29 protein-coding genes are annotated in these 26,117 nt (G+C 72.6%); 18 read left to right on the top strand and 11 right to left on the bottom strand.

What is annotated here, in order from left to right; translation table 11 throughout:
- Nucleotides 1-228 precede the first annotated feature (228 nt).
- The gene (locus GA0070608_RS27230; protein WP_091631468.1) at nucleotides 229-1,866 is read left to right on the top strand and encodes a BCCT family transporter; all 1,638 of its coding nucleotides are present in this window, start codon (nucleotides 229-231) and stop codon (nucleotides 1,864-1,866) included.
- Between the two features lie 264 nt (nucleotides 1,867-2,130).
- The gene (locus GA0070608_RS27225; RefSeq protein WP_218107593.1) at nucleotides 2,131-2,370 is read left to right on the top strand and encodes a hypothetical protein; all 240 of its coding nucleotides are present in this window, start codon (nucleotides 2,131-2,133) and stop codon (nucleotides 2,368-2,370) included.
- Nucleotides 2,371-2,409: 39 nt separating this feature from the next.
- Here the strand turns inward: GA0070608_RS27225 and GA0070608_RS27220 are convergent, their stop codons facing one another.
- Nucleotides 2,410-4,029, bottom strand: a complete 1,620-nt coding sequence (locus GA0070608_RS27220; protein WP_091631466.1) for an ADP-ribosyltransferase domain-containing protein — start codon at nucleotides 4,027-4,029, stop codon at nucleotides 2,410-2,412.
- Between the two features lie 200 nt (nucleotides 4,030-4,229).
- Between GA0070608_RS27220 and GA0070608_RS27215 the strand changes: the two genes are divergently transcribed.
- A complete protein-coding gene (locus tag GA0070608_RS27215; protein WP_091631463.1) occupies nucleotides 4,230-4,916 on the top strand; it encodes a macro domain-containing protein in 687 nt (228 codons plus the stop codon).
- Here the strand turns inward: GA0070608_RS27215 and prfH are convergent.
- Together prfH and GA0070608_RS27205 are read right to left on the bottom strand one after the other, a co-directional pair.
- A complete protein-coding gene (gene prfH, locus GA0070608_RS27210; protein WP_091631461.1) occupies nucleotides 4,905-5,636 on the bottom strand; it encodes a peptide chain release factor H in 732 nt (243 codons plus the stop codon). The genes GA0070608_RS27215 and prfH overlap by 12 nt on opposite strands.
- The gene (locus tag GA0070608_RS27205) at nucleotides 5,633-6,808 is read right to left on the bottom strand and encodes an RNA ligase RtcB family protein (RefSeq protein WP_091631458.1); all 1,176 of its coding nucleotides are present in this window, start codon (nucleotides 6,806-6,808) and stop codon (nucleotides 5,633-5,635) included. The genes prfH and GA0070608_RS27205 overlap by 4 nt, the downstream gene beginning before the upstream one ends.
- 349 nt (nucleotides 6,809-7,157) lie before the next feature.
- Between GA0070608_RS27205 and GA0070608_RS27200 the strand changes: the two genes are divergently transcribed.
- A complete protein-coding gene (locus GA0070608_RS27200; protein ID WP_091631456.1) occupies nucleotides 7,158-7,610 on the top strand; it encodes a DUF2752 domain-containing protein in 453 nt (150 codons plus the stop codon).
- Between the two features lie 27 nt (nucleotides 7,611-7,637).
- Here the strand turns inward: GA0070608_RS27200 and GA0070608_RS27195 are convergent, their stop codons facing one another.
- Together GA0070608_RS27195 and GA0070608_RS27190 are read right to left on the bottom strand one after the other, a co-directional pair.
- Complete coding sequence (locus GA0070608_RS27195) at nucleotides 7,638-7,943, bottom strand: glutaredoxin family protein (RefSeq protein WP_091631453.1); 306 nt, start codon at nucleotides 7,941-7,943, stop codon at nucleotides 7,638-7,640.
- A 145-nt stretch (nucleotides 7,944-8,088) separates the two neighbouring features.
- Nucleotides 8,089-8,715 carry a DUF4291 domain-containing protein gene (locus GA0070608_RS27190; RefSeq protein WP_091631451.1) on the bottom strand — a complete coding sequence of 209 codons (627 nt, stop codon included), beginning with the start codon at nucleotides 8,713-8,715 and terminating at the stop codon, nucleotides 8,089-8,091.
- Nucleotides 8,716-8,803: 88 nt separating this feature from the next.
- On the opposite strand from GA0070608_RS27190, the gene GA0070608_RS27185 reads away from it, so the two are divergent.
- Complete coding sequence (locus tag GA0070608_RS27185; RefSeq protein WP_091631449.1) at nucleotides 8,804-9,286, top strand: type II toxin-antitoxin system PemK/MazF family toxin; 483 nt, start codon at nucleotides 8,804-8,806, stop codon at nucleotides 9,284-9,286.
- A gap of 3 nt (nucleotides 9,287-9,289) precedes the next feature.
- Here the strand turns inward: GA0070608_RS27185 and GA0070608_RS27180 are convergent, their stop codons facing one another.
- Together GA0070608_RS27180 and GA0070608_RS27175 are read right to left on the bottom strand one after the other, a co-directional pair.
- Entirely contained in the window at nucleotides 9,290-9,940 is a 651-nt protein-coding gene (locus GA0070608_RS27180) for a flavodoxin family protein (RefSeq protein WP_091631446.1), read from the bottom strand.
- Nucleotides 9,941-10,023: 83 nt separating this feature from the next.
- Entirely contained in the window at nucleotides 10,024-10,674 is a 651-nt protein-coding gene (locus GA0070608_RS27175; protein ID WP_091631443.1) for a GGDEF domain-containing protein, read from the bottom strand.
- Between the two features lie 261 nt (nucleotides 10,675-10,935).
- On the opposite strand from GA0070608_RS27175, the gene GA0070608_RS27170 reads away from it, so the two are divergent.
- The 6 genes from GA0070608_RS27170 (at nucleotide 10,936) to GA0070608_RS27145 (ending at nucleotide 16,231) form a co-directional block, all read left to right on the top strand.
- On the top strand, nucleotides 10,936-11,175 hold the full coding sequence (locus GA0070608_RS27170) for a DUF397 domain-containing protein (protein WP_091631441.1): 240 nt from the start codon (nucleotides 10,936-10,938) through the stop codon (nucleotides 11,173-11,175).
- Between the two features lie 138 nt (nucleotides 11,176-11,313).
- A complete protein-coding gene (locus GA0070608_RS27165) occupies nucleotides 11,314-12,195 on the top strand; it encodes a helix-turn-helix domain-containing protein (RefSeq protein ID WP_091631439.1) in 882 nt (293 codons plus the stop codon).
- A gap of 107 nt (nucleotides 12,196-12,302) precedes the next feature.
- On the top strand, nucleotides 12,303-13,151 hold the full coding sequence (locus tag GA0070608_RS27160; protein WP_091636293.1) for an SAM-dependent methyltransferase: 849 nt from the start codon (nucleotides 12,303-12,305) through the stop codon (nucleotides 13,149-13,151).
- A gap of 138 nt (nucleotides 13,152-13,289) precedes the next feature.
- The gene (locus GA0070608_RS27155; protein ID WP_091631436.1) at nucleotides 13,290-14,345 is read left to right on the top strand and encodes a LacI family DNA-binding transcriptional regulator; all 1,056 of its coding nucleotides are present in this window, start codon (nucleotides 13,290-13,292) and stop codon (nucleotides 14,343-14,345) included.
- 2 nt (nucleotides 14,346-14,347) lie between these two features.
- On the top strand, nucleotides 14,348-14,551 hold the full coding sequence (locus GA0070608_RS27150) for a hypothetical protein (protein WP_091631434.1): 204 nt from the start codon (nucleotides 14,348-14,350) through the stop codon (nucleotides 14,549-14,551).
- 102 nt (nucleotides 14,552-14,653) lie between these two features.
- Nucleotides 14,654-16,231 carry a serine/threonine-protein kinase gene (locus GA0070608_RS27145; RefSeq protein ID WP_091631431.1) on the top strand — a complete coding sequence of 526 codons (1,578 nt, stop codon included), beginning with the start codon at nucleotides 14,654-14,656 and terminating at the stop codon, nucleotides 16,229-16,231.
- Between the two features lie 7 nt (nucleotides 16,232-16,238).
- Here the strand turns inward: GA0070608_RS27145 and GA0070608_RS27140 are convergent, their stop codons facing one another.
- Nucleotides 16,239-17,120 carry an MOSC domain-containing protein gene (locus GA0070608_RS27140; protein ID WP_245715965.1) on the bottom strand — a complete coding sequence of 294 codons (882 nt, stop codon included), beginning with the start codon at nucleotides 17,118-17,120 and terminating at the stop codon, nucleotides 16,239-16,241.
- A 154-nt stretch (nucleotides 17,121-17,274) separates the two neighbouring features.
- On the opposite strand from GA0070608_RS27140, the gene GA0070608_RS34060 reads away from it, so the two are divergent.
- The 5 genes from GA0070608_RS34060 (at nucleotide 17,275) to GA0070608_RS27115 (ending at nucleotide 21,420) form a co-directional block, all read left to right on the top strand.
- Nucleotides 17,275-17,406, top strand: a complete 132-nt coding sequence (locus GA0070608_RS34060) for a hypothetical protein (protein WP_266321256.1) — start codon at nucleotides 17,275-17,277, stop codon at nucleotides 17,404-17,406.
- A gap of 93 nt (nucleotides 17,407-17,499) precedes the next feature.
- Nucleotides 17,500-18,351: a DedA family protein gene (locus GA0070608_RS27130; protein ID WP_091631424.1), complete on the top strand. Its 852-nt coding sequence runs from the start codon at nucleotides 17,500-17,502 to the stop codon at nucleotides 18,349-18,351.
- A gap of 629 nt (nucleotides 18,352-18,980) precedes the next feature.
- Nucleotides 18,981-19,577 carry a hypothetical protein gene (locus tag GA0070608_RS27125; protein ID WP_091631421.1) on the top strand — a complete coding sequence of 199 codons (597 nt, stop codon included), beginning with the start codon at nucleotides 18,981-18,983 and terminating at the stop codon, nucleotides 19,575-19,577.
- Between the two features lie 160 nt (nucleotides 19,578-19,737).
- Nucleotides 19,738-20,709 (top strand): pirin family protein, encoded by a 972-nt coding sequence (locus tag GA0070608_RS27120; RefSeq protein ID WP_091631419.1) that lies wholly within the window; start codon nucleotides 19,738-19,740, stop codon nucleotides 20,707-20,709.
- 48 nt (nucleotides 20,710-20,757) lie between these two features.
- Nucleotides 20,758-21,420: a hypothetical protein gene (locus tag GA0070608_RS27115; RefSeq protein ID WP_091631416.1), complete on the top strand. Its 663-nt coding sequence runs from the start codon at nucleotides 20,758-20,760 to the stop codon at nucleotides 21,418-21,420.
- Nucleotides 21,421-21,675: 255 nt separating this feature from the next.
- Here the strand turns inward: GA0070608_RS27115 and GA0070608_RS27110 are convergent, their stop codons facing one another.
- The gene (locus GA0070608_RS27110) at nucleotides 21,676-22,329 is read right to left on the bottom strand and encodes a DUF1345 domain-containing protein (RefSeq protein ID WP_218107592.1); all 654 of its coding nucleotides are present in this window, start codon (nucleotides 22,327-22,329) and stop codon (nucleotides 21,676-21,678) included.
- Nucleotides 22,330-22,445: 116 nt separating this feature from the next.
- Nucleotides 22,446-22,718 (bottom strand): DUF2795 domain-containing protein, encoded by a 273-nt coding sequence (locus tag GA0070608_RS27105; RefSeq protein ID WP_091631414.1) that lies wholly within the window; start codon nucleotides 22,716-22,718, stop codon nucleotides 22,446-22,448.
- A gap of 154 nt (nucleotides 22,719-22,872) precedes the next feature.
- Here GA0070608_RS27105 and GA0070608_RS27100 point away from each other — a divergent pair, with 154 nt between their 5' ends.
- On the top strand, nucleotides 22,873-23,283 hold the full coding sequence (locus tag GA0070608_RS27100; protein ID WP_091631411.1) for a DUF2267 domain-containing protein: 411 nt from the start codon (nucleotides 22,873-22,875) through the stop codon (nucleotides 23,281-23,283).
- 93 nt (nucleotides 23,284-23,376) lie between these two features.
- Here GA0070608_RS27100 and GA0070608_RS27095 read toward each other — a convergent pair whose 3' ends face one another.
- Nucleotides 23,377-24,543, bottom strand: a complete 1,167-nt coding sequence (locus tag GA0070608_RS27095) for a CaiB/BaiF CoA transferase family protein (RefSeq protein WP_091631409.1) — start codon at nucleotides 24,541-24,543, stop codon at nucleotides 23,377-23,379.
- A 71-nt stretch (nucleotides 24,544-24,614) separates the two neighbouring features.
- Here GA0070608_RS27095 and GA0070608_RS27090 point away from each other — a divergent pair, with 71 nt between their 5' ends.
- Nucleotides 24,615-26,102 carry a DUF418 domain-containing protein gene (locus GA0070608_RS27090; RefSeq protein WP_218107591.1) on the top strand — a complete coding sequence of 496 codons (1,488 nt, stop codon included), beginning with the start codon at nucleotides 24,615-24,617 and terminating at the stop codon, nucleotides 26,100-26,102.
- Nucleotides 26,103-26,117: the final 15 nt, after the last annotated feature.

Here is a 26,117-nt window from a genome sequence, read left to right as displayed (position 1 = left end):
TCCACCATTGACCCCGAAAGTGGTCGCCGACCGTCACCGGCATCCGTGACAGTCGGCTCCGGCGGACTCCGCACGTTCGCCCGACGACGTCAGCCCTGCCGGCGACAACTTTCCGAGTTCCCGGACGCCCAGAGGGGTCGCGGGACAACCCGAGATGCGGGCCGACCGGCGCGTGCACCGCCGCGAACGCGGGCTGCGCGCCGGTAAGCCCACGGAGGTCCACAGACCATGACCGTGTCTGCCGCAGGTCCGGCAACCGACGACAACTCCCCGCCGGGCGAGGTGTCACCCCAGCCGGAGCGCCGTCCGCAGGGCATCGACCGGACGGTGCTGGGCGTCGCCGCCGCGGTGTCCGTGCTCTTCGTCGGGTGGGGCATCGTGGCCACCGACAACCTGGCCTCGGTCACCGGCACCGCGCTCGACTGGGTGGCCCGGTCGTTCGGCTGGGTCTTCGTGCTGGCCAGCGCCGGCTTCGTGGTGCTGTCGATCTGGCTGGCGCTCAGCCGGTACGGCCGGATCAAGCTCGGCCGCGACGACGACAAGCCCGAGTTCTCCACCGTCTCCTGGGTGGCGATGATGTTCAGCGCCGGCATGGGCATCGGCCTGATGTTCTGGGGCGCCGCCGAGCCGCTGTCCCACCTGGGAACCCCGCCGCGCGGCCTCAACGAGGCGAACTCCCAGCAGGCCGCGCGGGAGGCCATGGAGTACTCCTTCTTCCACTGGGCGCTGCACCCGTGGGCGATCTATGCCGTGGTGGGGCTGACGCTGGCCTACTTCACCTTCCGCAAGGGCCGGCGCAGCCTGATCAGCAGCGCCTTCTTCCCGCTCATCGGGGAGCGCGCCGACCGGGGACCAGGCAGGGCCATCGACATCTTCGCGATCTTCGCGACGCTGTTCGGATCGGCCGTCTCCCTCGGTCTGGGCGCACTCCAGATCAACAGCGGCCTGACGAACCTCTGGGACGTACCGACGTCCACCCCACTGGCGATCGGCATCATCGCGGTGCTCACCGTGGCGTTCGTGGTTTCCGCCGTCACGGGCGTCAAGCGGGGCATCCAGTTCCTCTCGAACACCAACATGGTGCTCGCGGTGGCGCTGATGTTCTTCCTGCTCGTGGTGGGCCCGACGGTCTTCATCCTCAACACGCTCACCGCGTCGACCGGCGGGTACCTCTTCGACCTCGTCCCGATGAGCTTCCGTACCGGCGCCTTCGGCGGCGAGCAGTGGATGGCCGGCTGGACCATCTTCTACTGGGCCTGGTGGATCTCCTGGACCCCGTTCGTCGGCGCCTTCATCGCCCGCATCTCCAAGGGCCGCACCATCCGGCAGTTCGTCCTCGGTGTGGTGGCCATCCCGAGCCTCGTCAGCATCGTCTGGTTCTCGGTGTTCGGCGGAACCGCCATCGACCTGCAACTCAACGGCACCGACCTGTCGGCCGCGGTGAAGGAGAGCCCGGAGGCGGCGCTCTTCGCGGTCCTGCGGGAGTTCCCGTTCTTCACCGTCACCGCGATCCTGGTGATGGTGCTGGTGGGGCTCTTCTTCGTCAGCGGCGCCGACGCCGCCTCGGTGGTGATGGGCACGCTCTCCTCACGCGGCAACCTGGAGCCGAAGACCTGGCTGGTCTCGATGTGGGGTGTGCTGACCGGCCTGGTGGCCGCGGTGCTGCTGCTCGCCGGCGGGCTGTCCGCCCTGCAGTCGCTGACCATCCTCGCCGCGTTGCCGTTCCTGTTCGTGATGGTCGGCATGGTCGTCGGGCTGCTGCGCGAGTTGCGTCGCGAACCCCCCGAAGCCACGATGGCTCCGGAGCTGCGCGCCCTCGTGATCGCCACCGCACCACCGACCGCTACGACGCCTGACGCCTCCTGACCCACCAACTGTGGCGTGGGTCGTCCCGGCCTCGGCGGGACGACCCACGCCACAGTTGGCCGACACGTACCATCGCGGTTGTCCGTACGGGCGGCGGCTCGCCAGCGACGCCGGGCTGGCCGGGGAGGTGTGTCGTGACGCAGGCCTTGTCGGTGCCGCGGCTGATCGTGCTCAACGGGCCGCCCGGGTGCGGCAAGTCGACGTTGGCCCGCCGGTACGTCGAGGACAACCCACTCGCGCTCGATCTCGACATCGACCGGATCCGTGACCTCATCGGCCGGTGGCGCGATCATGCCGGTCCCGCCGGGCAGCCGTACCTCCACGGATCCCGCGCATCTCGACGCCCAGCGCCAGCTCGACCGGCAGGGCGGGGCCGCCGAGCTGGCGGCGATGTACGACCGGCTGCTCGCCGTCGTCGCCACCCGGCCCGGGACCAGGGTGGTGCGTACCGAGCACGGCAGGGCGGACGAGGCATACCGGAGACTCCTCGCCTGCCTCACGTAGGGCACGGCTCCGTCGACCGGCACGGGTACCGCCGACGGATCACGCCACCTGGCGTTGGTCGGCCAGTTCGGTCAGCCTGACGGTGCACAGGCCGTTGCGTTCCGCCTTCACATCGGTCACCTCGAGTTGCGTGCCGGGGGCGAGGATGACCTCCTCCTCGCCGGTGAACGCGGAGAACCGCCGGATGCCCACCGCCCGCACGGGTCGCACCTCGAAGAGCGTCCGCCTGCCGCGACCACCGAGGAACCCCTGGGCCACGCTGAGCTTCGACGTGCACGACGAGACGCCCCACCACGTCACGGTCCCGCCGAGGGGATACTGCGCCCGTAGGTCCAGCGAAACCCCGCGCCACAGCGGCTCCGTGCGGGCCGGCAGCCGTGACACGGCCGAGAACAGCAGTCGCAGGTACGGCAGGTACGGGACGATCCGACTGCGGTCCGGGTTACGCAGGGTGGCGTTGATCTGCCGGTAGAACGCCGACTCGCAGGTGTAGAGGTAGAGGGCCGCGACCTCGTCGACGGAGAGGTCGTCGGCCGCGCCGTCCGCCTGCTTCTCGCCGAACTGGTGCGACTGCTCGACGTGCCAGTCGAGCCCGGACAGCAGCCTGGACACCGGGGCGACGGCCGTACGGAAGTCCATCAGCGGGGTGTCGAACACGCCGGTGATCGCGGGAAGGGCGAGCCCTTCGTCCTTCACACTGGCGAGCCGTTCGAGGTAGAGCTTGTGCAGTTCCATCGTGGAGGCGATGAAGGCACCCATCCGGTCGGCCATGGCCGCGTCCGTGCCGCCGGCGTTGGCCGTCGATCGGCTCCACCCCTTGCGGGGCAGCCAGTCGACCTCGTCGGCGCCCAGCGTCCTGAGCGCCGTGTTCACGTCCTCGAAGTGGTTTCCGTCGCAGAAGATGTCGCCCTGCGCCGCCGGGTTGGGGTGGTCGATGTGGCGGACCTCGACGTCCGGGTACTTCTTCTCGAGCCGGAGCACCACTCGCTTGAGGCTGCGGGCGTGCGCGCCCCACCACGCGAACACCACGCCCCGGTCCTTCTCGTCGGTGGCGTGCTGCTTGGCCTTCAGGATCTCCTCGACCAGGGTTTCGACGACCGGCCGCCAGAACGCGGTGTGCCGGTCGGTGGCCATCGCCCCGTCGCCGCTGGCGGTGAGCGCCGCGTTCAACAGCAGCACACCCTGGGTGAGCATCGCCTGGAACCACTCCGGCGGCTGCACGGTGTCGTGTTCCCGCAGCAGGGCGCGGATGTCGGCGATCGGCGTCTTCTTGGCAATGCCGTGCTTCCACATCGCCGCCGCCTTGATGATGCAGCGGATGCTGACGACCCTGCCGAACTGGCTGTCGTCCCAGTTGTGGAAGGTGTTGTCGAACATGGCGATGCCGGTGGCGCTCTCGGTCCGTGGGTACGGGTTCTGCCCGAAGACGACGACCTTCCACTTGTGCGGCGGGTTGGGCTTGAGCGCCTGGAAGGTCAGTTCCCGCACGGGTACCACCATCGGACTGCGGCCCGGACCGATGAACGTTGCGGCGTCCGGCTGCGCCTCGATGACCGGCTTCACCAACGGCAGCCACGGCTCGTCGCCGCCGGTGAAGAGGTCGGCGAGGGCCAGCGGGTCGTCCGGATCGGACGGGGTGGGGGCGGCGGTGTCGCTCATCGAGGGCTCCCGGAGTGGCGGGCCGCGCCGGTACGGCGGCACGGGTGATCAAGGTGGAGGCATTCTGCCGCCTGCGGGCGACAGATTCGATGTCGGCGCCCGGCGTGGGTGCCGTGTGCGGCGCGACGCGGAAGGATGTCGGTGGGCCGCGATACCTTGATCCACGTCGGAGACAACCCCTTCCCCCACCGGAGTGAACCGTGCCCGTCGATCGCGAAAAGTCGCTGCTCAAGGTGGTCCTGACGGACGTCAACGCGAAGGTGGTGCAGGCGTGGCGGGCGGCGTTCGCCGACACCCCCGAGGTCGAGATCCACAAGGGCTCGATTCTCACCCGGTCCGCCGACGCCTGGGTCAGCCCGACCAACTCCCGGGGGCGGATGGACGGCGGCGTCGACGCGGCCATCAAACGGCACCTCGGAGCGGGGATCCAGCTGCGCGTCCAGCGGGCGATCCGCGACCAGTTCGGCGGGTCGCTGCCGGTGGGCAGCGCCGTCTGCGTGCCGTCGGGCGCGACCGAGCCGAGGTTCCTGATCTCGACCCCGACCATGGAGCAGTCGGCGCAGAACGTGAGCGAGACACTGAACGTGGCTCTGGCGTGCGCCGCCGCGTTCCAGGCCATCCACATGCAGAACGAAAAGGAGCCGGGCAGCATCGCATCGGTGGTGCTGGTCGGCATGGGCGCGGCGACCGGCCGGGTGCCGGCGCGGGTCTGCGCCAACCTGATGTGGACCGGCTACACGCTGTTCAACGACTACCACTTCCGCGACTACGACGACCTGCGGAAGACCATCTGCGAGCAGCTCGACGACATCGGCAGCCGCCCGGAGGATGAGCGGGTGCGGGTGATGGCTCCGACGACGCCAGAACCCCGTCGTTCACGAGGCTGACACACCCGAGCGGCGGTCAAATTTCCCTTGGCGGTCGGAGCCCTCTCGGTGGTCGGGGCCCCCTCGGCGTTGCCGCGTCCGTTGCGGTGGGGCCGGTTCCCTCCCCGGCGGTTCCGGGCGTTCGACCCGGGTGGGGTCGCCGCGTACGAGTTCGTCGTGGATGCGCCATCGGGCCGTGACCACGGCACGCTCCGCGTTCTCGTCGCCACGCGTGATGCGCTGTCGCAGCAGCTGGAGGGCGAGACGGCGGTTGAGGCTGAACTGCCGTTCCGTGTCGACCACGACGACGATGCCCGAGGGACGGTGGGCCGCCCGTACCGCCGTGCTGGCCTTGTTCCGGTGCTGGCCGCCGGGGCCGCCGGTACGGCAGGCCACGATGTCGACGTCGGCTTCCGCGAACGTCGTGGCCGGGCTGTCGAGCTGGCACGGTCGGGCGACGACGTACCAGTTCTTCCGGCCGGTGCTCGCCCGGTAGGGGCTGGGGGCCTGCCAGCACAGGGTGCCGGTCCAAGAGGCGGCGAACGCCTCGGCGTCACCGCCGGAGATCCGGATCAGGGCCGATCGGTAGGAGTCGGGCCGATCACCGGGCACGGTCTGGACCCGGTGGGTCGTCAGGCCCTGTCGGGCGGCGTCGGCTTCCAGGCGGTGCAGCAGCCGGGCCAGCGCCCAGGCACACTCCTGCGGGCCGCGCCCGGCGGACATGAGCAGGTGCAGGCTCATGGCCGACCCCGCCTGCGGCGGTCGTCGCGGCGGTCCGGCCGGGCGGTGGACCCGACGTCGGGCGTCTTGTATGTGATCAGGGGAACCGTGGTGGCCACGGGTGTGGCCAGGCCGTGGTCGACGAGATCGGTGATCACGTGTTCGATGCGTTTGTAGGCCGAGGGCGCCTCCTCGAAGAGCAGTTGACGGTCGCCGCACACCACCAGCGACCCCACCGGGGTGCGCCGCAGTTCCTCGACGGTGTGCTTGGCCCGGCTGCGGCGCAGGGCGTCCGCGCGTGACATCTTGCGGCCGGCGCCGTGCGCCACCGAGTGGTTGGCGTCCGGGCCGGCGTGGGCGGCCACGAGGTAGGAGAGGGTGCCCCGGGTGCCGGCGACGAGCACGTCACGGCCGTCGCCCGGCGCCGCGCCCTTGCGGTGCAGGTAGACCCCGTCGCGGACCTCGACCAGGTTGTGGCACTGGTCGACGACGGGCTCGGTGGGCTCGGCCCCCAGGGCGTGCGCGACCCGGGCGGCGAGCAGCCGCCGGTTGAGCGATCCCCACCGTACGGCCTCGTCGTGCGCCGCCAGGTAGGCGGCGGGATCAGGGGCGGGGCCCGCGCCGTGGACCTCGGTGTGCGCCCGCAGGATTCGCTCGCCCAGCCCCCGGGAACCGGTGTGGACGATGAGCACGAGGTCGCCGGCGTCGAGCCCGAGACGGCTCGCGTGACCCGGATCGAAGACGGTCCCGACGCGCGCCAGCTCGACGAAGTGGTTGCCCCGACCGACCGTCCCGAGCCCTTCGACGTGACCGGCGGGGATGTCATCCCGTACGACGGCCCAGGCGGGATCGTCGGCGTCCTGCCCAGGGTCGAGCGGGCGGTCGAGGTCGGGGAACCGGGCGGCGAGCCGCTCCGGCACGGCCCGCCTGAGCCTGATCGGAAACACGGCGATGCCGCAGCCGATGTCGGAGCCCACCAGGAACGGGTACAACACCCTCGACGCCATGGCGGCGCCGATGGGTGCACCCTTGCCCGGGTGCAGGTCCGGCATGGCGGCGACGTGGATCATGCCGTCGAGGGCGGCAACCTGTTGGCACTGCGTGAGGGCGCCGGATTCTATCCAGCTCGTGGGGGAGGCGAACACGGTGACCGTGGCCGGGGCGGACTGCGGTAGGGACTCGTGCTGAGACAAGGACGCTCGCTTCTCACCGAAACGGAATGGACGGACGGCGGCATCACGGCACAGGTCGGTGCCGCGGCCTCTGAGTAACTGGGATGCTGTCCGTCAGAACGTCATGGACGACACCCTCCCGGAGTCGACCGTGCGCGGCAAGCGATTATCCGCCGCGCCCGAGACCCATTCAGGGCCCTGCGAGGTGCTGCCTCGGGGGATGGCAACGCGGGGACATCCCGAGGCCGCACCCCGATGGAAAGCCATCTACTATGGCTCCCTAGTAGTAGCGTCGTGAGGCGTCACGGTCCAGTCATGACCGCGACGGGTCGGGTGGGCGCCCTCCGGTGGCGCAGCGAGGAGGTTACCGGTGCGTCAGGTCACGGCAGCGCCCGATCGGATGATGCGGCGCGGGGCGTCGGTGGTCGCGGCTGTGGCACTGGCTGCGGCGGTCGGATTCGTGCTGCGCTTCGATCCCACCGATCAGGTCGCCGACCCGACCGGCCCCTGCCTGTGGCACTCCCTCACCGGCATCAACGGCCCGGGCTGTGGCGGCACCCGCATGTTCTACTACCTGTTGCACGGTGAACTCGCCGAGGCCGCTCGCCACCATCTGGCCGCGCTGGTCGCGGTGCCGTTCGTGGCATACCTCGGCGTACGCTTTCTCGCCTCGGCCTGGCTTGGACGCGAGCTGCCCGCGCTGCGCCTGCCCCCATGGATCTACGGGCCGTACATTGCCTTCTTCATGCTCTACAGCACGGTGCTGCGCAACCTGCCGTGGATGCCGTTCTCCTGGTTCGACATCCCCAACCTGACGCCGTAACCCGGGCTGTCCCCGCCCGGCGGGTCGTCACCGGTCGAGGGTGTCGGATTCTGCCTCTCGCTGGGTGAGGTGGTTCCGCAGGTCCTCATCCGTCGGCTCGACCAGGAACGTGCCGTCGGGCCACAACAGCGTGGGGATGCGTCGGCGCCCGTGCTGGAGCTGCCGGACGAGCGTGGTGGCGGCTTCATCCTGTTCGACGTCGACATAGTGATAGGCGACGCCAGCGGCGTCGAGCAGTGCCCGGCTGCGCCGCACATCGGGACACCAGCCGGTGCCGTAGACCACGAGCCCGGGACGGGTGGGGTGGTGGTCGGGACGATTCACACCGGTCATGTCTACTCCTGTGACTGACGTGATGGCGAAGCGGCGGCAAGGGGGAGTGCGGCCGGTAGTGTTCGCCCGCGAATCGGACGGACACGACCCGCCATGTGTCAGCTGACGAGCTGTAGCCGGCCTGTTCGACCGCGCTCTGATGTTACTACCCACGGACGTGACGCAGCCCCCGCAGATCACCGCCCGCGACGACGGCGGCCAGGTCGGGCGGCAGCGGATACGGGCGTTCCGGGGGCAGCAGTGCCTCGGCGGCGGTGTCGTCGCCGACGTCGAGCACCGCGCGCACCGCGTGGGCGGTCGGGGTCGCGTCTGTGAGGCCGACCAGCCACTCGTCGACGTACCGGCGCACCGCCTCGCCGGAGAGCCCGACCTGCAGGGACCGGTGCGGCAGCGGGGCCAGCCGCAGCGACCGTTCCGGGTCCCACTGCACCCGCACCGGGCTGGCCCGCAGCTGCCGCGACCAGGTCTCCCGGTCCTGGTATTGGTCGCGGTCGAAGCTGCTCGGGCACGAGTGGGCCAGCGCCCACTCGAAGCCGGCGCGGGTGATCTCGACAGCCAGCACCCGCTCCTGCCCGGGCTTCGTGCCCCAGCCACAGCGGTACATCATCCAGCGGAAAGACGGCTTGATCCAGGTCATCCGTTCCCGCTTGAACGGCGGCACGAAGCGGCCGGCGGCCAGCGCCGGAAGGGCGATCTCCGGCGGGTACGCCTGGTAGACGGTCACGGTGTCGGCGGTGAAGCGGGCGCGGACCTGGTGGACGGGGACCTGCATGGCGCCGATCCTGACCGATCACCCGGGCCCGGTCCACCGGATTGTCCCGCCCGGGCCTGCGGCCCCGCCGGGGGATAGGCTGCCGGTCGTGGCAGGTCTTCTCAGGAGTGTGGCGGCCCGCATCGGCGCCGTCATCCCGTCGCCCCGACGGCCCGGGCCCGGCCCGGCGCAGGTCGCCCGGCGCCGCCAGGTCGCCGCGTTGCAGCGCCGGCAACTGGCGTACGCCCCGGAGCTCGACGGGCACGCCGACCCCGGCGAGATCGTCTGGACCTGGGTGCCGTACGAGGACGACCCGCGCCAGGGCAAGGACCGGCCGGTGCTGGTGGTGGGCCGGCACAGCCGCACCCTGTTCGGGCTGATGCTCTCCAGTCAGGGCGAGCGCGACGGTCAGCGGCACTGGCTCGCGCTCGGTCCGGGCGAGTGGGACCGGGACAACCGGCCGAGCTGGGTGCGGCTGGACCGGGTGCTGACCATGCGGGAGGACAGCATCCGCCGGGAGGGCGCGGTGCTGGACCGGCCCCGTTTCGACCGGGTCGGACAGGCCCTGCGCGCCGGCTACGGCTGGTGCTGACGGTCAGGTCGGCTCGCGGCTCGGGCCGACGGCGGCGGCGCGGGCGTCCGGCGGCGGGTACGGCTGCTCGGCCAGCAGCCGGGCCAGGTGCGCGCTGTTGAGGGCCAACGCCTTCGTGGTGCGACCCGTGGTGTCGGGCTTGGGTCGGACGTCGATGTAATCCACCGTGTGCAGCGCCTCCCCGACCCAGTAGGTGGCTGCCGCCGCGGGGCAGGTGAACCCGACCTCGTTGAGGGCCTGCTGCACCTGGCCGATGGTGTGGTGCGCGCCGTCCTCGTTGCCGACGACCGCGACACCGGCCACCTTGCCGTAGGTGAGCAGCCGGCCCTCGGCGTCGGTCTCGGAGAGCTCGGCGTCGAGCCGTTCGAGGACCATCTTGCACACGGCGGACGGCTGGCCGAGCCAGATCGGCGTGGCGAGGACGAGGATCTGCGCGGCCATCAGCCTGGACCGGATGGCCGGCCAGCCGTCGCCGTCACCCTCGTCGGTGGAGACTCCGAACCGCACGTCGTGGTCGACGACCCGGACCAGGTCGCCCGCCACGCCCTGTTCGGCGAGGGCGTCGAGCACCTCGCGCCCGAGCACCTCGGCGCTCGACGGGGCGGGGGAGCGCTTGAGGGTGCAGTTCAGGACCAGGGCCCGGATGTTCGCCACGGTGGTTCCCCTCTCGCGGGTGCGGCGCTGACCCTGTCGGCATACCCGGCATCCGGCGCGAGACACGTCGAAAGGGTGTCGGCTCAGCACTCCGCCAGGTGGGCGGTGTCGACAAGCTGCCGGGGCGGGCGGGCCACCCCGAGGCTCTTGGCCCGGTACATGGCGGCGTCGGCCCGGTCGAGTGCCTCGGTGAGCTGCCCCGGCCCGGTGACGGGGGCGAGCCCGACGGAGGCGGTCACCCGGACGCTGAGCCCGCCCAGCGGGATCGGCGCGGCGAGGCTGTCGCAGAGCCGCCGGGTGGCGTGCTCGATCCACCGCCGATCGATCGTCGGGGTGGCCAGCAGCCCGGCGAACTCGTCGCCGCCGAGCCGGGCGACCAGGTTGTCCCCGGCGAAGGCGGCGAGCCGTTGGGCGACGCTGACCAGCACCTGGTCGCCGGCGGCGTGCCCGTAGCGGTCGTTGATCTGCTTGAAGTCGTCGAGGTCGAGCACCACGGCGATCAGCGGCTGCCCGGCCGCGTCGGTGAGCAGCGTGGCGGCCAGGCGGTAGAAGGCGCGGCGGTTGGGCAGGCCGGTGAGGGGGTCATGGCTGGCGGCGTGCCGCTCGGCGTCGAGCTCAGCCTGCAGGTGCCTGATCTCGACCTCGGCCTGGATCGCGCGGCGTCGTAGCTGCCAGGAGGTGACGAGTGCCCCGGCGGCACAGATGCCGGAAGCGATGGTCATCGGATCCGGCACGGGACCTCCCATCACCACGATGTCTCCGGCCCTCGCGCGCGATCGTCCGCGCCCCGTGCCGGGCCTGTCTTCCCTGGTGGCAGCCCAGGTCCGGGTAACTCAGAGTGAACAGATGGGTACCATTCACGTGCGTTATCATGCTCGCTGTCCGATGCAGATGCAATAGCAGATGCACGTGCAGGAAGCCCTCTCGTCGATGCCGTGCGCCCCTCATCAGGCACGACTGCCGGCAGCGGCGGGGCTCGCGAGAGAAAGACGCCCATGCAACAGCCTCCGAACGGCGTTCCCACCACCCAGCTGCCCCCGCTCGACTGGCAGAAGAGTCGCCGGAGCAACCCCAGCGGCAACTGCGTCGAGCTGGCCGAACTGCCCGGTGGCGCCGGCATCGCCCTGCGCAACTCCCGGCACCCCGAAGGGCCGGCGCTGATCTACACGGCGGACGAGATCACCGCCTTCGTGCTCGGCGCCCGCGACGGCGACTTCGACAACCTGATCGCCTGACAGTCCCGCCCCGTCGACGCGCCCGATCGACCGTTCCGAGGGAGTTCACCTCACTCACGGTTCATGGCATGCTTACACGTCGGCCGCGCGGGGGGCGCCCGGTCGGCACGAACCGGCGTGTGGAGGTCGGCAGTGACGATGGGTCCCGCCGAGGGCGGTCCGACGACCGGCCCGACCGTGCTGCGCATGTTGCTCGGTGCCCAGCTACGTCGGTTGCGTGAGTCCGGCGGGGTGACCCGGGAGGGTGCCGGCTGGGAGATCCGCGCCTCCGAGTCGAAGATCAGCCGGATGGAGTTGGGTCGGGTCGGCTTCAAGGAGCGCGACGTGGCCGACCTGCTCACCCTCTACGGCGTCACCGCTGCCGACGAGCGGGAGGCGCTGCTCAAGCTCGCCCGCGACGCCAACAACCCGGGCTGGTGGCACCGCTACGGCGACGTGCTGCCGAACTGGTTCCAGTCGTACCTCGGCCTGGAGGCAGCCGCCGCGCTCATCCGCAGCTACGAGGTCCAGTTCGTCCCCGGCCTGCTCCAGACCCGGGAGTACGCCCGGGCGGTGGTGCTGCTCGGGCACGGGCGGGCCGCGCCGGCCGAGATCGAGCGTCGGGTCGCGCTGCGTATGCAACGTCAGCGGTTGCTGCACCGCGAGAGACCGCCGCAGCTCTGGGCGGTGGTGGACGAGGCCGCGCTGCGTCGGCCGATCGGCGGCCCCCGGGTGATGCGTGACCAGGTGGCGGCGTTGGTCGAGGCGACGAAGGCGCCGAACATCCGGCTCCAGGTCATCCCGTTCGCCGCCGGCGGGCACGCCGCCGCGGGCGGGTCCTTCACCATCCTGCGCTTCGGTGACCAGGAGCTGCCGGACATCGTCTACATCGAACAGCTCACCAGCGCGATCTACCTCGACAAGCGCGACGACCTCGACTACTACGCGGTGGCGATGGAGCGGCTCTGTGTGGAGGCCGAGCCGCCGGAGCGCACGCCGGAGATCCTCGGCGGGATCCTGGACGACCTCTACCCGGGGTGACCGCCGTGGGGCCTCGCCCGGGTGACGATGCGGCTACGATGGTCGCCGACCGGCGACAGTGGACGGACGCCCCCGGTCGCGGGTGGCGCAGAGTCGTGGAGGCTGCCTTGACCACCGATGCCCCGGGTGCGACGCCCGGCCCCACCAAGCCGAGTGACCGCATCGACACCTCGGTGGCCCACCCCGCCCGCCGGTACAACTACTGGCTCGGCGGCAAGGACAACTTCCAGGCCGACCGGGACTCCGGCGACGCGGTGGCGGCGTCCTTCCCGACCATCCGCACCGCCGCCCTGGAGAACCGCCGCTTCCTCCAGCGGGCCGTGCGCCACCTCGCCGGGGAGGCGGGCATCCGCCAGTTTCTCGACATCGGCACCGGCATCCCGACCGCCGACAACACCCACGAGGTCGCCCAGGCGATCGCCCCGGAGTCGCGGGTGGTCTACGTCGACAACGATCCGATCGTGCTCTCGCACGCCCGGGCGCTGCTGACCAGCTCGCCCGAGGGCGCCACCGCCTACATCGACGCCGACCTGCGCGACCCGGAGAAGATCCTGCACCACCCCGACCTGCTGCGCACCATCGACCTCTCCCGACCGGTCGCGCTGATGCTGGTCGCGATCCTGCACTTCGTCGGTGACGACGACGACCCGTACACCGTGGTCACCCGGCTGCTCGACGCGCTGCCGCCGGGCAGCTACCTGGCAGCCTCGCACGCCACCCATGACCATCTGCCCGCGCACATCGCCGAGGAGGCGAAGGCCGCGGCCCGGGGCGGCAGCCCGCACGGCCTGATCAACCTGCGCACCCGGGCGGAGTTCACCCGCTTCTTCGACGGGCTGGAACTGGTGGAGCCCGGCATCACCTCGGTCGCCGAGTGGCGCGCCGGGGATGCCCCGCAGCCCCGCCCGGCGGCAGCCGAGGTCAGCATGTACGGGGCGGTGGCCCGCAAGCCCTGACCGTCTGCCTCCGACCACCCCGTCCGGCCTGACCGGGCGGGGTGGATTCGTTTCGTCCGGCGTACCGCGTTGACGACGGCGGCCCCCGCCACCTAGTCTCTGTATCGATCCAGTCTGAATCGATACAGAGGAGGCGCGGTGAAGCCGACCCTGCAAGCCGTCGCGGACGCCGTCGGCGTGTCCCGCAGCACCGTCTCCAACGCCTACAGTCGGCCCGACCAGCTCTCCGCCGCGCTGCGCCAGCGGATCCTGGACGCCGCGCGGCAGCTCGGCTATCCCGGCCCCAACCCCACCGCTCGGTCGCTGCGGCGTGGCTACGTCGGCGCCATCGGGGTGCTCTTCGAGTCGCAGCTGTCGTACGCCTTCACCGACCCCTTCGCGGTCCGCTTCCTGGCCGGCGTCTCCGAAGCGGCAGAGCGGCACGGCACCAGCCTGCTGCTCGTGCCGCTGCCGACCGCCGAGGCGGCCGCGCGGCGGGCGGTGGAGAACGCCGCCGTCGACGGCTTCTGCGTCTACTGCGTGGGCGACGAAGGCTGGGTCGTCGACGTGCTCCGCGAGCGCGGTCTGCCAGTCGTCACCACCGCCCCCCGCGACGACGCCGGCCCCGACGACCGCTACGTCGGCATTGACGAGCGGGCCGCTGCCCGAGCCGTCGCCGCGCACGTGGCGGGGCTTGGGCACCGGCGCGTCGCCCTGCTCGGCGACGCCGTCCGGCCCGGCGCGGCCCCGGGCGAACTGCGTCTCGCCGACGTTGCCGACGTCGCCCATCCCACCACCCGGGCGCGGCTCGCTGGGTTCGCCGACGCCTTCGCCGAGGTCGGCGTCGCGTGGCCCGAGCTGACCGTGCTCGCCGCCACCGGCAACAGCCGGTCGGCCGGAGCCGCCGCCGTCGCCGCCGTGCTCGCCGCCCTCGAACCGCCCACGGCGGTGCTGGCCTGCGCCGACGTGCTCGCACTCGGCGTCCTCGACGCGCTCGCCGAGGCCGGCGGGCCGCCGATCTCGGTCACCGGCTTCGACGACATCGCCGAGGCCGCCACCGCGGGCCTCACCACCGTGCGGCAACCCGCCGAGGAGAAGGGGCGCATCGCCGCCCGACTCCTGCTCGACCCGCCCGCCGATCCGGCGGCCGGCCACGTCCTGCTGCCCACCGCACTCGTCGTCCGGTCCTCCACCGGACCCGTCCCAGGGAGCTGACCATGGAACAGCCCACCGGCTTCGTCCTCGCCATCGACGCGGTGACCCGCCACGTCAACTCCGCCCGGCCGGACGCCCCGGTCCGCCCGGAGCGGCCCCGCACCGCGCGTCTCGCCCCTACCCGGCTGGCCGCCGCCGGCGTCCTGCGCCGGCTCGCCGACCGGATCCAGCCGCCGCCGGTCGCCGCCGTGCCGCGCTGCTCCTGACCGCCGCGCGTGCCGGTCGTCGCGGCCCCGCCCCCGACGACCGGCACACGATCGGTCACCGCACTGGTGGCCGTCCCAACCGGCAGGGCAGACTGAACGACTATGTCGCCGTTCTCGCCCACCCTGCGGTTGCACGACCGTTACGTCCTGCGCGAGCGCATCGGCCTCGGCGGAATGTCCGAGGTGTGGCGCGCCGACGACGAGGTGCTGCACCGCCCCGTCGCAGTCAAGGCACTCACCCGGGAGTTCGCCACCGACCCGCAACTGCGGGCCACCATCCAACGCGAGGCCCGCGCCGCCGCGCGGCTCACCCACCCGCACGTCACCCAGGTGTACGACTACGCCGAGGCGACCCTGGACGGCGGCGTGGTCGTGCCGTACCTGGTGATGGAGCTGGTGCAGGGGCGTAACCTCGCCGACCGGCTCGCCGCCGGACCGATGCCCTGGCCGGAGGCGGTGCGGATGGCCGGTCAGATCGCCGCCGCGCTCGCCGCCGCCCACCGCATCGGCGTGGTGCACCGCGACGTCAAACCCGGCAACGTCATGCTCACCGAGACCGGCGCCAAGGTGCTCGACTTCGGCATCGCCGCGCTCGCCGGACCGCACCACCCGCGCGCCGGGCAGACCGGTGAGCTGCTGATGGGCACTCCCGCCTACTTCGCCCCGGAGCGGATGCGGTCCGGGCCGCCGAACCCGGCCAGCGACGTCTACGCCCTCGGGGCGCTGCTCTACCGCACTCTTACCGGCCAGGCCCCGCTGCCCGTACAGACCTGGCAGGACGCACTGGAGGTGCACGCCGGGCACCCGCCGGTGCCGCCGCCGCGGGTCCCCGGGCTGCCGGCCGACATCGCCGAGCTGACCCTGGCCTGCCTCGCCACCGATCCAGCGCACCGCCCGAGCGCGGCCCAGCTCTCCGCCCGGTTCGCCACCGGGGCGCAGGCTGACCCGCCCACAGCCATCCTGCCGACCCTTTCCGCCGGCGCGGCAGCCCCGCCGGCGCACCCGCCGACCCTCATCGACCGCTCGCTGCCGTCACCGGATCCCAGGCCCGCCGGTATCGGCCGTGCCGGGGTGCCGTACCCGGCGCAGGTGGGCGGGCAGCACCCCGAGGCCGGCCGCACCGGCCGTCCCGCCCCGAACGGTGAGGGGCGGCCGTCCGGACGGGGCGCCGGCGGCCCGTGGGCGTCGCGGAACAGGCCCGTCACCGCGCTCGTCGCCGTGGGCGTCGCGCTGCTCGTCGGACTCGTCGGGGCGCTCGTCCTCAGCGACGGCGGAAGTCCGCCGCCGGCGGCGGCCCCGGCCACCGGCATGCCGGCCGCGGACCCGACCTCGGCCAAGCCGACGCCACCGCCGCCGACCTCCGCCCCGCCGTCGGTGACCGCCCGGCCCGGCCCGGTCGACCTGCGGCAGCTCGCCGCCGAGTTCACCGCCGTGCTCGCCTGGGCGCAGGCCCGCGGCGAGATCGACCCCAAGACGGTCGAGGGGCTGCGGGACAAGCTCGTCGACCTGAGCCGGGGCAAGCAGAAGGACCGGGCCAAGCGGGTCGAGCAGCTGCGGGAACGCCTCGCCGAGGAGGCCGAGGAGGGGAAGATCCCGCCCGACACGGCAGCCCGACTCGATGCCCTGCTGGACCGGGTCGAGACTGCGGCGCGGGGCGACGACGAGGGCGACGACGACTGAGCGGCGCTCAGCCGACCTCGACCACAGCCCCCTGCGCCACCCGACCGCCTCGCACCACCTGCGCGTACGCGCCCACGCACGGCTGCGGGCCGAGCTCCGGCAGCGGGGCGACCCGGTTGAGTCGGGCCGCAACGCGCAGCGCCCCGGTCTGGCGGGGGAGCGACCCGTGTGCCAGGGTCGGCACCGCGCAGCGCGGGGTCGGGGCGAGCACCCGCAGCACCAGTTCCGCGCCGACCCGCAGCTCGCGGCCGACCCAGTCGTTCTCGGCGAAGCCGTCCGCGTCGACGTCGAGCACGAGGTTGGGTCGGTAGCGGGCCACGTCGACGGTGCCGCCCGGAAGCTCCGCGGCGACCCGGGCCAGGGTGGCCGTGGTGACCAGGTGCACCGGGGCGAAGTCGAAGAAGGTGCCCGGCGCCGCCGCCCCGAGCGGGTTGGCGTCGACCGGCACGTCGGCGGCGATGCCGGCGGCAAGCACCGCGTCCGGGTCGGCCCGGTCCAGGACCGCCCCGGCGGGCGGCCGGTCGATCAGCGTCACCGGGACGTCGAGCACCCGGGAGAGCACGTCGTCGACGTCGGGGTCCACGCTGGACAGGGCCCGCCCGTCGGGCAGCGTGATCCGTACCGGATCGGGTGCGGCGCCGGCCGCGCGGAACATGAGCAGGTCACGCCAGAGCCTGGGGTGCTTGGCACTGGCCACCCGCCCGGTGTCTCGATGCCGCAGGGCCAGCCGCCGGTCGCCCGCCACGCCCGCCGGACCGACGCCGGCGGCGGATAGCCGCTCACCGAGCATCGACTTCACCGGGTAACGCCACAGCTGGGCCAGCCGGCCGGTCATCGCGCCGCCGCCCGCGTGGAGGCCATCGCGTTGGAGACCGTGGGGCGGGCTCACAGGGACACTCTAGTCGGCACCGCGACGGTTCGCCGAGGCGCAGGCGTTCGCACGGTGATGAGCGTCGTATGCCGTCCTCGTCGCGAGACACGACCCGGCCTGACCCTCCGGAAACAGCCTGACCCCGTATCTGTCGCCCGGCAGCGCCGGGTCGATGAGCCGGACGAAGCCGGGCACCGTCATCAGGGTGCCCTCGTCGCGCCGGGCCAGCTCAGTGGAGAACGGCCACGAGCTGTACGTACCGCTCGACGCACCGGCACAGGTCAAGCCACTGGCGGTCCCCTGAGGATTTCCTCACCCCGCCCGGTGCGGGCCTTCCGGCGCGACGGAGGGCCGGCCCGCTGGCGGGCTCCCAGAATCGGTTCGTAGCGTGTAGGCCATGATTCGTACCGCGCACGCCCTGCTCGCCTCCGGCTCCGCCGCCCCCGAAAAGGCCGCGCCGCCCGAGGACGGACTGGTCGGCTTCGTCATCGACCTGGTCGAGCGGCTCGGCGGCCCCGGCGCGGGTCTGGCCGTGGCCCTCGAGAACCTCTTCCCGCCGATCCCCAGCGAGGTGATCCTGCCGCTGGCCGGTTTCGTCGCGGGCCAGGGCCGGATGAGCGTGGTCAGCGCGATCTTCTGGACCACCCTCGGTTCCCTGCTCGGCGCCCTCGCCCTGTACTGGATCGGCGCCGCGCTCGGCAGGGAGCGGGTCCGGGCGATCGCGGCGCGGCTGCCGCTGGTCAAGCTGAGCGACGTGGACCGCACCGAGGAGTGGTTCCTGCGGCACGGGGTCAAGGCGGTCTTCTTCGGCCGGATGATCCCGATCTTCCGCAGCCTGATCTCCATCCCGGCCGGCGTGGAGCGGATGCCGCTGTTGACCTTCGCGGTCTACACGACGCTCGGCAGCCTGATCTGGAACACCACCTTCGTGATGGCCGGCTACCTGCTCGGCGACAACTGGCACCTGGTCGAGGGTTACGCCGGCGTGCTACAGAAGGTGGTCATCGTCGCCTGCGTGGTGGCCGCCGGCTGGTTCGTCATCTCCCGGATCATCCGGGCCCGGCGCGCCAAGGCGGAGCTCGCCGACCCCGCCCCGCCTGCCGACCTTGCCCTGCCTGCCGACCTCGTCCTGCCTGCCGATCCCGCCTCGCTGCCGCACGCGCCGGACCCGACCGGGCGGGGCACGATCTACCGCAGCGCCTACTCCGACGGGCCGGTCGCCGGCCACGACCGCGACCTGTCGCGCTGAACCGGTGAGGCCGCCCCGGCGGGTGTCACCACGCCCGGTCCGGATCCCCGTCGGGGTCGCCCTCGGTATCCGCACGGCTGTCCCGGCTGCTGCCCGGTGCGCCCGGTCTGCCGCCTGGAGACCTTGGTACGAGAACGCCCCAAGGGCCATTTCTTGCCAAGGTCTCGTCTGCCGCACGCGGGCGTGCCGAATGTATGAGATGGGGTGCTTGTCGGGTTTGGGGTGGGGTGGTTCGGGGCCAGGTGTCGGAGTTGGGGGTGCGCGGGGCATCGTGGGGGCGGAATCGTGGCGGGGGCGGGGTGGTTACACCCCGCGTACGGCCGAGTAGGGCCCACTACCGCTGCGGGCTGAGTGAGGGCGCGCTGGCCGTTGGGGTGATGCGCCGGGGCCCGGAATGTTGGCGGGCCGGCGGTCGTTACACATGGTCCCGGCCGGTGAGGGCGTCCCCTGCCCCGCCTGGGAGCCGGTGGTTCCCGGCCGTGTGGCCGGTCAGAAGTTTCTCTTCGGCGAGAGAGTGTCGGAGATTTTCCCCCTGGTTCATTGAGCGCCGGACGGTGCTTGCATCCCGCACGAGCCGAGTTCCCCCTTTGTTCGGCGTGCGGGTGCCAACCCCGAATGGAGCATTTCTGATGAACACGATCATTCGTAAGAGCGTGCTTGGTATTGCTGGTCTGGCGTTTGCCGGTGGTGTGTTCGCTGGTCCGGCTGCCGCTCAGGCGGCACCGGCGGTGGAGGCTGGCAAGCCGGTGGCGGTGGCGGTGCAGGCTGACAAGCCGGGCGTCGACAAGGCCAAGCTGATCCCGCACGGTGTGCAGGGCGCCCAGTCGCGTATCGACCTGTCGGATGAGCAGGTGGCGAGCACGAAGGCGATCATCGCGGCGACGAAGAAGGCCGGTATGGATGAGCGGGCCGCGGTGGTGTCGATCGCGACGGCGTTGCAGGAGTCGAAGTTGGAGAACCTGGGTCATCTGGGTGACCGTAACGACCACGACTCGCAGGGTCTGTTCCAGCAGCGCCCGTCGAGTGGTTGGGGCACGGTCGAGCAGATCACCGACCCGGAGTACTCGACGACGGCGTTCCTTAAGGGTCTGAAGCAGGTTGACGGCTGGCAGGACATGCCGCTGACCAAGGCCGCCCAGACCGTGCAGGTGTCGGCGTACCCGGACCACTACGCGCAGTGGGAGCAGCTGGCCGCCGACCTGGTCGCCGAGCACTGGAACAGCTGACACCCACAGGTGAGCATTCGCGGCTGGCCGGCACCCCTGCCCGGGGCGCCGGCCAGCCGCATGTCCGGAAGCCGGCCCGCGCGGGCCGGCTGAGCGGTGGGAGCGACCGGCGGCTGCGGGTGTGGGCGGATCGGCGTCCTGCCCGGCGTACAGTCGGGCGGTGGAGCGTACCGAGAGAATGCCCGCGCAGACCCGGCCACCTGGCGTGGCCGGCGCCGATCCCGGCAGCGTCCTGTTGCCGGGTCACGACGTGCCGCTGGGCCGCTACACGACCGTTCGTCGTCTCCTTCCTCAGCGGCAGCGGCGGATGGTCGGCGCCTGGTGCTTCGTGGACCATTTCGGCCCGGACGACGTGGCCGAGCGGCCCGGTATGGAGGTGCCGCCGCATCCGCACACCGGGTTGCAGACGGTGACCTGGCTGCTCGACGGGGAGATCCTGCACCGGGACAGCCTCGGCAACGTCCAGCCGATCCGCCCCGGCCAGCTCAACGTGATGACCTCCGGGCACGGCATCGCGCACTCCGAGCGGTCGCCCGAGCGGCATCCGCCACTGATGCACGGCGTGCAGCTCTGGGTGGCACTGCCGGACCCGGCCCGCGCCGGGGCCGCCGACTTCGCCCACCACGCTGACCTGCCGCGCTGGCGCGACGGCGAACTGGACGTCACCCTGCTGGTCGGCGAACTCGCGGGTGAACGGTCCCCGGCGGTGACGTACACGCCGCTGCTCGGCGCGCAGTTGGAGCTGCACGGGTCCGCGCCGGCCACGCTGCCGCTGCGGCCCGACTTCGAGTACGGGCTGCTGGCCATGTCCGGCGCCGCCGAGGTCGACGGGGTGCCGTTCGCTCCGGGGGCGCTGCTCTACCTCGGCGCCGGCCGGGAGCGGCTCACCCTGACGGGCGAGCCGGGGAGCCGACTGCTGCTGCTCGGCGGGGCCCCGTTCGAGGAGCCGCTGGTGATGTGGTGGAACTTCGTCGGTCGCTCGCACGAGGAGGTGGCCGCCGCCCGGGAGGACTGGACGGCCGGCCGTCGCTTCGGCATCGTAGCCGACGACTCCGCCCCGCCGTTGCCCGCCCCGGAGCTGCCGACCACCCGCCTCAAGGCCCGTGACCGCAGCGGCGGGCTGCACGGCTGAGTCTGGGCAGGGCAGGCGTGGCCTCGCGCGGCGTGGGTAGTCGCCGGCATGCCGACCAGAGTCAGTTCCCGAACCGAGGACAGGAAACGCCTGGTACGCAGGCTGGCCAGCGGGCGGGGCTTCGCCGAGCAGTACGGCTTCCGGGTGGTCAACAACCCGTCGAGCCTGTTCCAGGTGCTCTGCCTCGCCGTACTGCTGGCCCGCCGGGGAGACTTCCGGCGTGCCCTGGACAGTGCACACGCCCTGCCCGCCGCAGGCTGGGACAGTGCCGCCCGACTGGCTCGTTCCCTGCACGCCGACCGGGTGCGCGTGCTGCGCGACAGCGGCCAGCGCGGCGACGTCGACGCGCTGGCCGACACCCTCGGCGACCTGGCCCGAGCCGTGGTGGAGCGCTACCGGGGCGACCTGCGCCGGCTGCGCGCGGTGGCCCACCACGACCCGGCCCGGGAGCGGGAACTGCTCACCGAACTGCCCGGGGTGGACGGCGCGGTGGTGGACCTGTTCCTGCGCGAGGCCCAGGCGCTGTGGCGGGAGGTGGCACCGGTGGCCGACCGCAGGGCGCTCGTCGCGGCCCGCAGGCTGGGGCTGGGCCGCTCCGCCGACGACCTGGCGGAACTGGCCGGCAGCGGCGAGTCCGAACGCCTCGCCTGGCTGGTGGGGGCGCTGGCCCGGGTCGACCTGGAGCAACGCTACGCGGAGCTGGCCGGTTGACGATTTGGTGGGCTGGCCCACACTTGTGCCGTAATCAGCCGAACGGATGATGCTTCATCGTATGATGATCGCGGCACTGATGACCGCCCGGTTCGGGCGTACATCGGCCGCCTGGTGGTCGCGGCCCGGTTCGGGCCCGACCGGCTACCGGACAGGTTCTGTGTGGCGCCCCGGTCGCGGTTCGCGACGGGGGCGCCCGCCTGTCCGGGAGGGCCCTCCCTCATTCCACCAGACCGGCTTACCTCGTCAGGCGGTTCAACTCGCCAGGCTGGCCAGCAGGTTCACCGTGACCGCGATGATGAACGCCCCGAACAGGTACGACACCATTGAGTGTCGCAGCGCCGTGCGCCGCATCTCGTTGCTGGTCAGGTTCGTGTCGGAGACCTGGAAGGTCATCCCGACCGTGAACGCCAGGTAGGCGAAGTCCGAGTAGCGCGGCGGCTCCGGCTGGTTGAAGTCGATCCCACCGTCCGGCCCCGTGTAGTAGATCCGGGCGTACCGGGCGGCGAACACGGTGTGCACCACCAGCCAGGACAGCAGCACGCTCAGGACGCCCAGCCCGCCGTAGACGTTGCGGGCGGGCGTGGCGGGTGTCCCGTGCGCGTGGGTCAACACGACGCCGACGGCCAGCAGGCTGGCCAGGCAGGCGGCGAGCAACAGCGCGTCCCGGGCCGCCCGGTTCGGATCCTCGTACACCGCCAACCGGGCCGTCCACCGCGCGTCCATCGGCCACAACTTGTGCCAGACCAGCACCAGCCAGCTCAGCGCGGCGGCGTCCCAGCCGGCCAGTGGCGCCAGTGCCGGCGTGGCGGCCAGCGCGGTGAGTCCACCGGCCACCAGCCCGACCACGCCCATCACGGTGAGCTGGACCGCGGCCGGGGTGTGCCCGACCGGCCGGCGCGTCGTCATCCGTCACCGTCGCGGTCCCGCCCGGCGCGGGTGCTGGGGTGCGGCCCGGCACGGGTACCGAGGTGCGGCCCGGGCGCGGCTGGCCCCGGCACGCTGGTGGCCTGGAACAGCAAGGCTCAGATGCCGCGCAGGTGCTGTGACACCCGCTGGTGCCGCTTGTCCCGGGCCTGCGTCGCCCGTTGGGCGGAGCCGACCTCCGGGGCCGCCTCGATGCCCGCTGAGCGGGCCACCTCGTTGCCGTTGGCGTAGTCGACCGGGGGCAGGGCCCGCAACGCGCGCAGCACGTCCGGCGGGGCGCCCTCCCGTTCGGCCTCGCGTACCACGTCGTCCTTCTCGGCCGGGTAGTCCAGGCTCGACAGGTAGTGCAGCACGTCGGCGTAACTCGCCATGGTGTCGGCTCCTCCGGGCATCGATCCGGTCACGACCGGCGGCGGTTACCCGCCCGGCGGGCCGTCACGCGCCGTCCGGTGCGGAAATCCGCCGCCGTTTCCCGGCCACGTCGGCGGGTACGCGCAGGCCCCGACGCAGCCAAAGGGAGTACGGATGAACTACGACACCTTCGTCGACCAGGTCGCCCGGCGTACCAGCACCTCCTCCGAGCGGGCGGTGGCGCTGACCCGGGCGACGCTGGAGACCCTCGCCGAGCGGCTGACCGGCGGCGAGGTGCTGGACCTCGCCGCCCAACTGCCCAAGCCGTTGCAGCTCGTACTGAAGCCGAGCCCGAGCACCGAGTCGGCGGAGCGGTTCGGGGCGGCCGAGTTCGTCGCCCGTGTCGCGTTGCGGGCCGGGGTGGCGGAGCCTGCCGCCCGCGACGCGACACGGGCGGTGTTCGTCACCCTGCGCGAGGCGATCAGCGGCGGCGAGTTCGACGACGTGGTGGTCCAGCTCCCACGCGACTACCGGGACATGGTCGAGCCCGCGATGGCGCCGGGCGCCACCCTGCGTCGCTCCTGACCGTCGTGCACGGGCTACGACGCGAGCGTCGCGCAGGCCGGCCGTCGACGCACGGGCTACGGCGCGAGCGTCGCGTAGGCCGGCCGTCGTCGCTCAGGCTACGGCTCCGGCGGCGCGCAGGCCGGCGACCCGATCCGGGTCGAAGCCCACCTCGGCCAGCAACTCGTCGGTGTGCTCGCCCGGGTGGGGCGGCGGGCGACGCAGCGTGGTGGGAGTGCCGGAGAAGCGGGGTGCCGGGGCCGGCTGGGTGACCCCTTCCCGTTCCACGAAGGTGCCTCGCGAGGCCAGGTGCGGGTGCTCCGGCGCCTCCCGCCAGTCCAGCACCGGCGCCACGCAGGCGTCCGAGAAGGCCAGCAGCGCCGTCCACTCGTCCCTGGTCCGGGTGCGGAACAGTCGTGCCCACGACCGGCGCAGCGCCGGCCAGTTCGCCGGATCGGTGCGGTCCAGCGCCTCGTCGGGGTGTGGCGGGAAGCCGGTGCGCCGGACGAGTTCGTCGTAGAACCGGGGCTCCAGCGCGCCGACGGCCAGGTAGCGGCCGTCGGCGCACTCGTAGGTGTCATAGAACGGGGCGCCGCCGTCGAGCAGGTTCACCCCGCGTGCGTCCTGCCACATGCCGAGCCGGCGCAGCGCGTGGATCTGGGTGCTGAGCACCGCCACGCCGTCGACGATGGCCGCGTCGACCACCTGCCCACGCGCGCCGCCGCGCACCGCGTACAGGGCGGAGACCAGGCCGAGGGCGAGCATCATCCCGCCGCCGCCGAAGTCGCCGAGCAGGTTCATCGGCGGCACCGGGCGCTCGTCGGCCCGGCCGATCCCGTGCAGCGCGCCGGTCAGCGCCAGGTAGCCGATGTCGTGTCCCGCGTACGGGGCCGCCGGGCCGTCCTGCCCCCAGCCGGTCATCCGCCCGTAGACCAGCCGGGGGTTCACCGCCAGGCAGTCCGCCGGGCCGACGCCGAGGCGCTCGGTCACCCCCGGACGGAACCCCTCGATCAGCGCGTCGGCGCCAGCGACCAGGGCCAGCACCACCTCCCGGCCGCCGGGGGACTTCAGGTCCACCCCGACCGAGCGGCGTCCCCGGTTGAGCAGATCCGGGTGCGGGGTGCCGAACGCGGCCGGGTCCACGTCCGTGGCCCGGTCCACCCGGACCACGTCCGCGCCCAGGTCCGCCAGCATCATCGCGGCGAACGGGCCCGGCCCGATGCCGGCCAGCTCGATCACCCGCACGCCGGCCAGCGGGCCGGCCGGGAGGTCCTCGGTCATCGGCAAACCATAGGCGAGGCGCGTTTGCGTCGTAAGGGCCGGAATCCGCCTGTCGAGACGCGGGAGGTGACGTGCTCGACGACCGGATCAGGGCGGCCATGCTGCACGGTCCCGGTCGGCCTGACGCCGACGGCGTCAGCGACTACGTGACGCACCTGGTCGCCGCGCTCGACGGCATCGGCGTCGAGGTGACCCCGGGGCCGGTACGCCCCGACGGGGAGCGGGGCCTGGGCCAGCGCGGCGGCGTGGTGGTCGGGCCGGACACCGGCGTACATCGAAAGCGGGACGCGGATCTCGGCAGCCGGCACGATGCCCGGCCACGACGGTGCTGCGACGGTGGGAGCGTGACGACGAACTCCGCGCCGACCACGGCACCCACCGGCCTCGCCGGCGCGCACCGCCGCCTGCCCCTGCCGGACGTGCTGCGTGGGGTGGCGATCCTCGGCACCCTCGCCACGAACGTGTGGCTCTTCGCCACCCCGGGCTCGGAGGCGCGGTTCCTCACCGATGCCACCGCGATCTCGGCGGCCTCCGTGGGCACGGCGGAACCGGTCGCGGCCGTCGTCGAGGGGGTCTTCCGCTTCCTCGCCAACGGCAAGTTCCTCGCGTTGCTGACCATCCTGTTCGGCGTCGGCCTCGCCATCCAGCACCGCTCCGCCGTCGACCGGGGGCGGTCCTGGCCCGGCGGGTACGGGTGGCGGGCCCTGCTGCTGTTCGTCGAGGGCACTCTGCACTTCGTCCTGGTCTTCGCCTTCGACGTGCTGATGGGGTACGCGGTCGTCGCGCTGTTGGTGGCCTGGCTGCTCGCCCACGCCGAGCGGGTCCAGCGGGTGGCCATGTACGCCGCCGGCGCCCTGCACGTGGCGCTGATGGCGCTGCTCACCCTGGCCCTGGCGCCCGCCCCGCCGGGCGCGCCCGCCGACCCGGCCGTCGTCGCCGCCGACGCCCGGGTGTTCACCGCCGGGAGCTGGGCCGACCAGGTCGCGTTCCGCCTGGACAACTGGCTCGCCCTGCGCGCCGAGCCGATCGTCAGCTTCGGACTGCTGGTCTTCCTGTTCCTGCTCGGTGTCCGGCTGTTCCGGGCGGGCGCGTTCGACCCGGACGTCCGGGGACGCGCCCTGCGGCGTCGGCTGCTCGTCGTCGGCCTGGGCGCCGGATTGCCGCTCAACGCGGCCACCACCCTCGCCGGTCCGGAGTTCTTCCTGTTCGACCGGTACGTGTGCGCGCCGGTGCTGGCGCTGGGTTACCTGGGGATGGTTGGGGTGTTGCTGGACCGGGTTCGCCGGCCGGGTCCGGTCACCGCGGGGCTGACCGCGGTGGGGCGTACCGCCCTGTCCTGTTATGTGGCGCAGAACGTGCTCTGCGTGCTGGTCGCCTACGGGTGGGGGCTCGGCCTGGCCCACGCGTGGCAGGACGCGTCGCCGTGGTGGGTGCTCGGGCTCTGGGCGACGGTCGGGCTGACCCTGGCGGGCGGGGCACGCTGGTGCCTGCGCCGGTACGGGCAGGGCCCGCTGGAGGCGCTCCAGAAGGCGGCCCTGCGCCGGCTCCCAGCCAGCTGAGCGTGGGTGCGGTCC

Origin of the sequence: Micromonospora peucetia (assembly GCF_900091625.1) — a bacterium.
Classification (GTDB): Bacteria; Actinomycetota; Actinomycetes; order Mycobacteriales; family Micromonosporaceae; genus Micromonospora; species Micromonospora peucetia.
The sequence above is the reverse complement of the archived record's forward strand: the minus strand, read 5'-3'. Positions and strand labels throughout refer to the sequence as shown.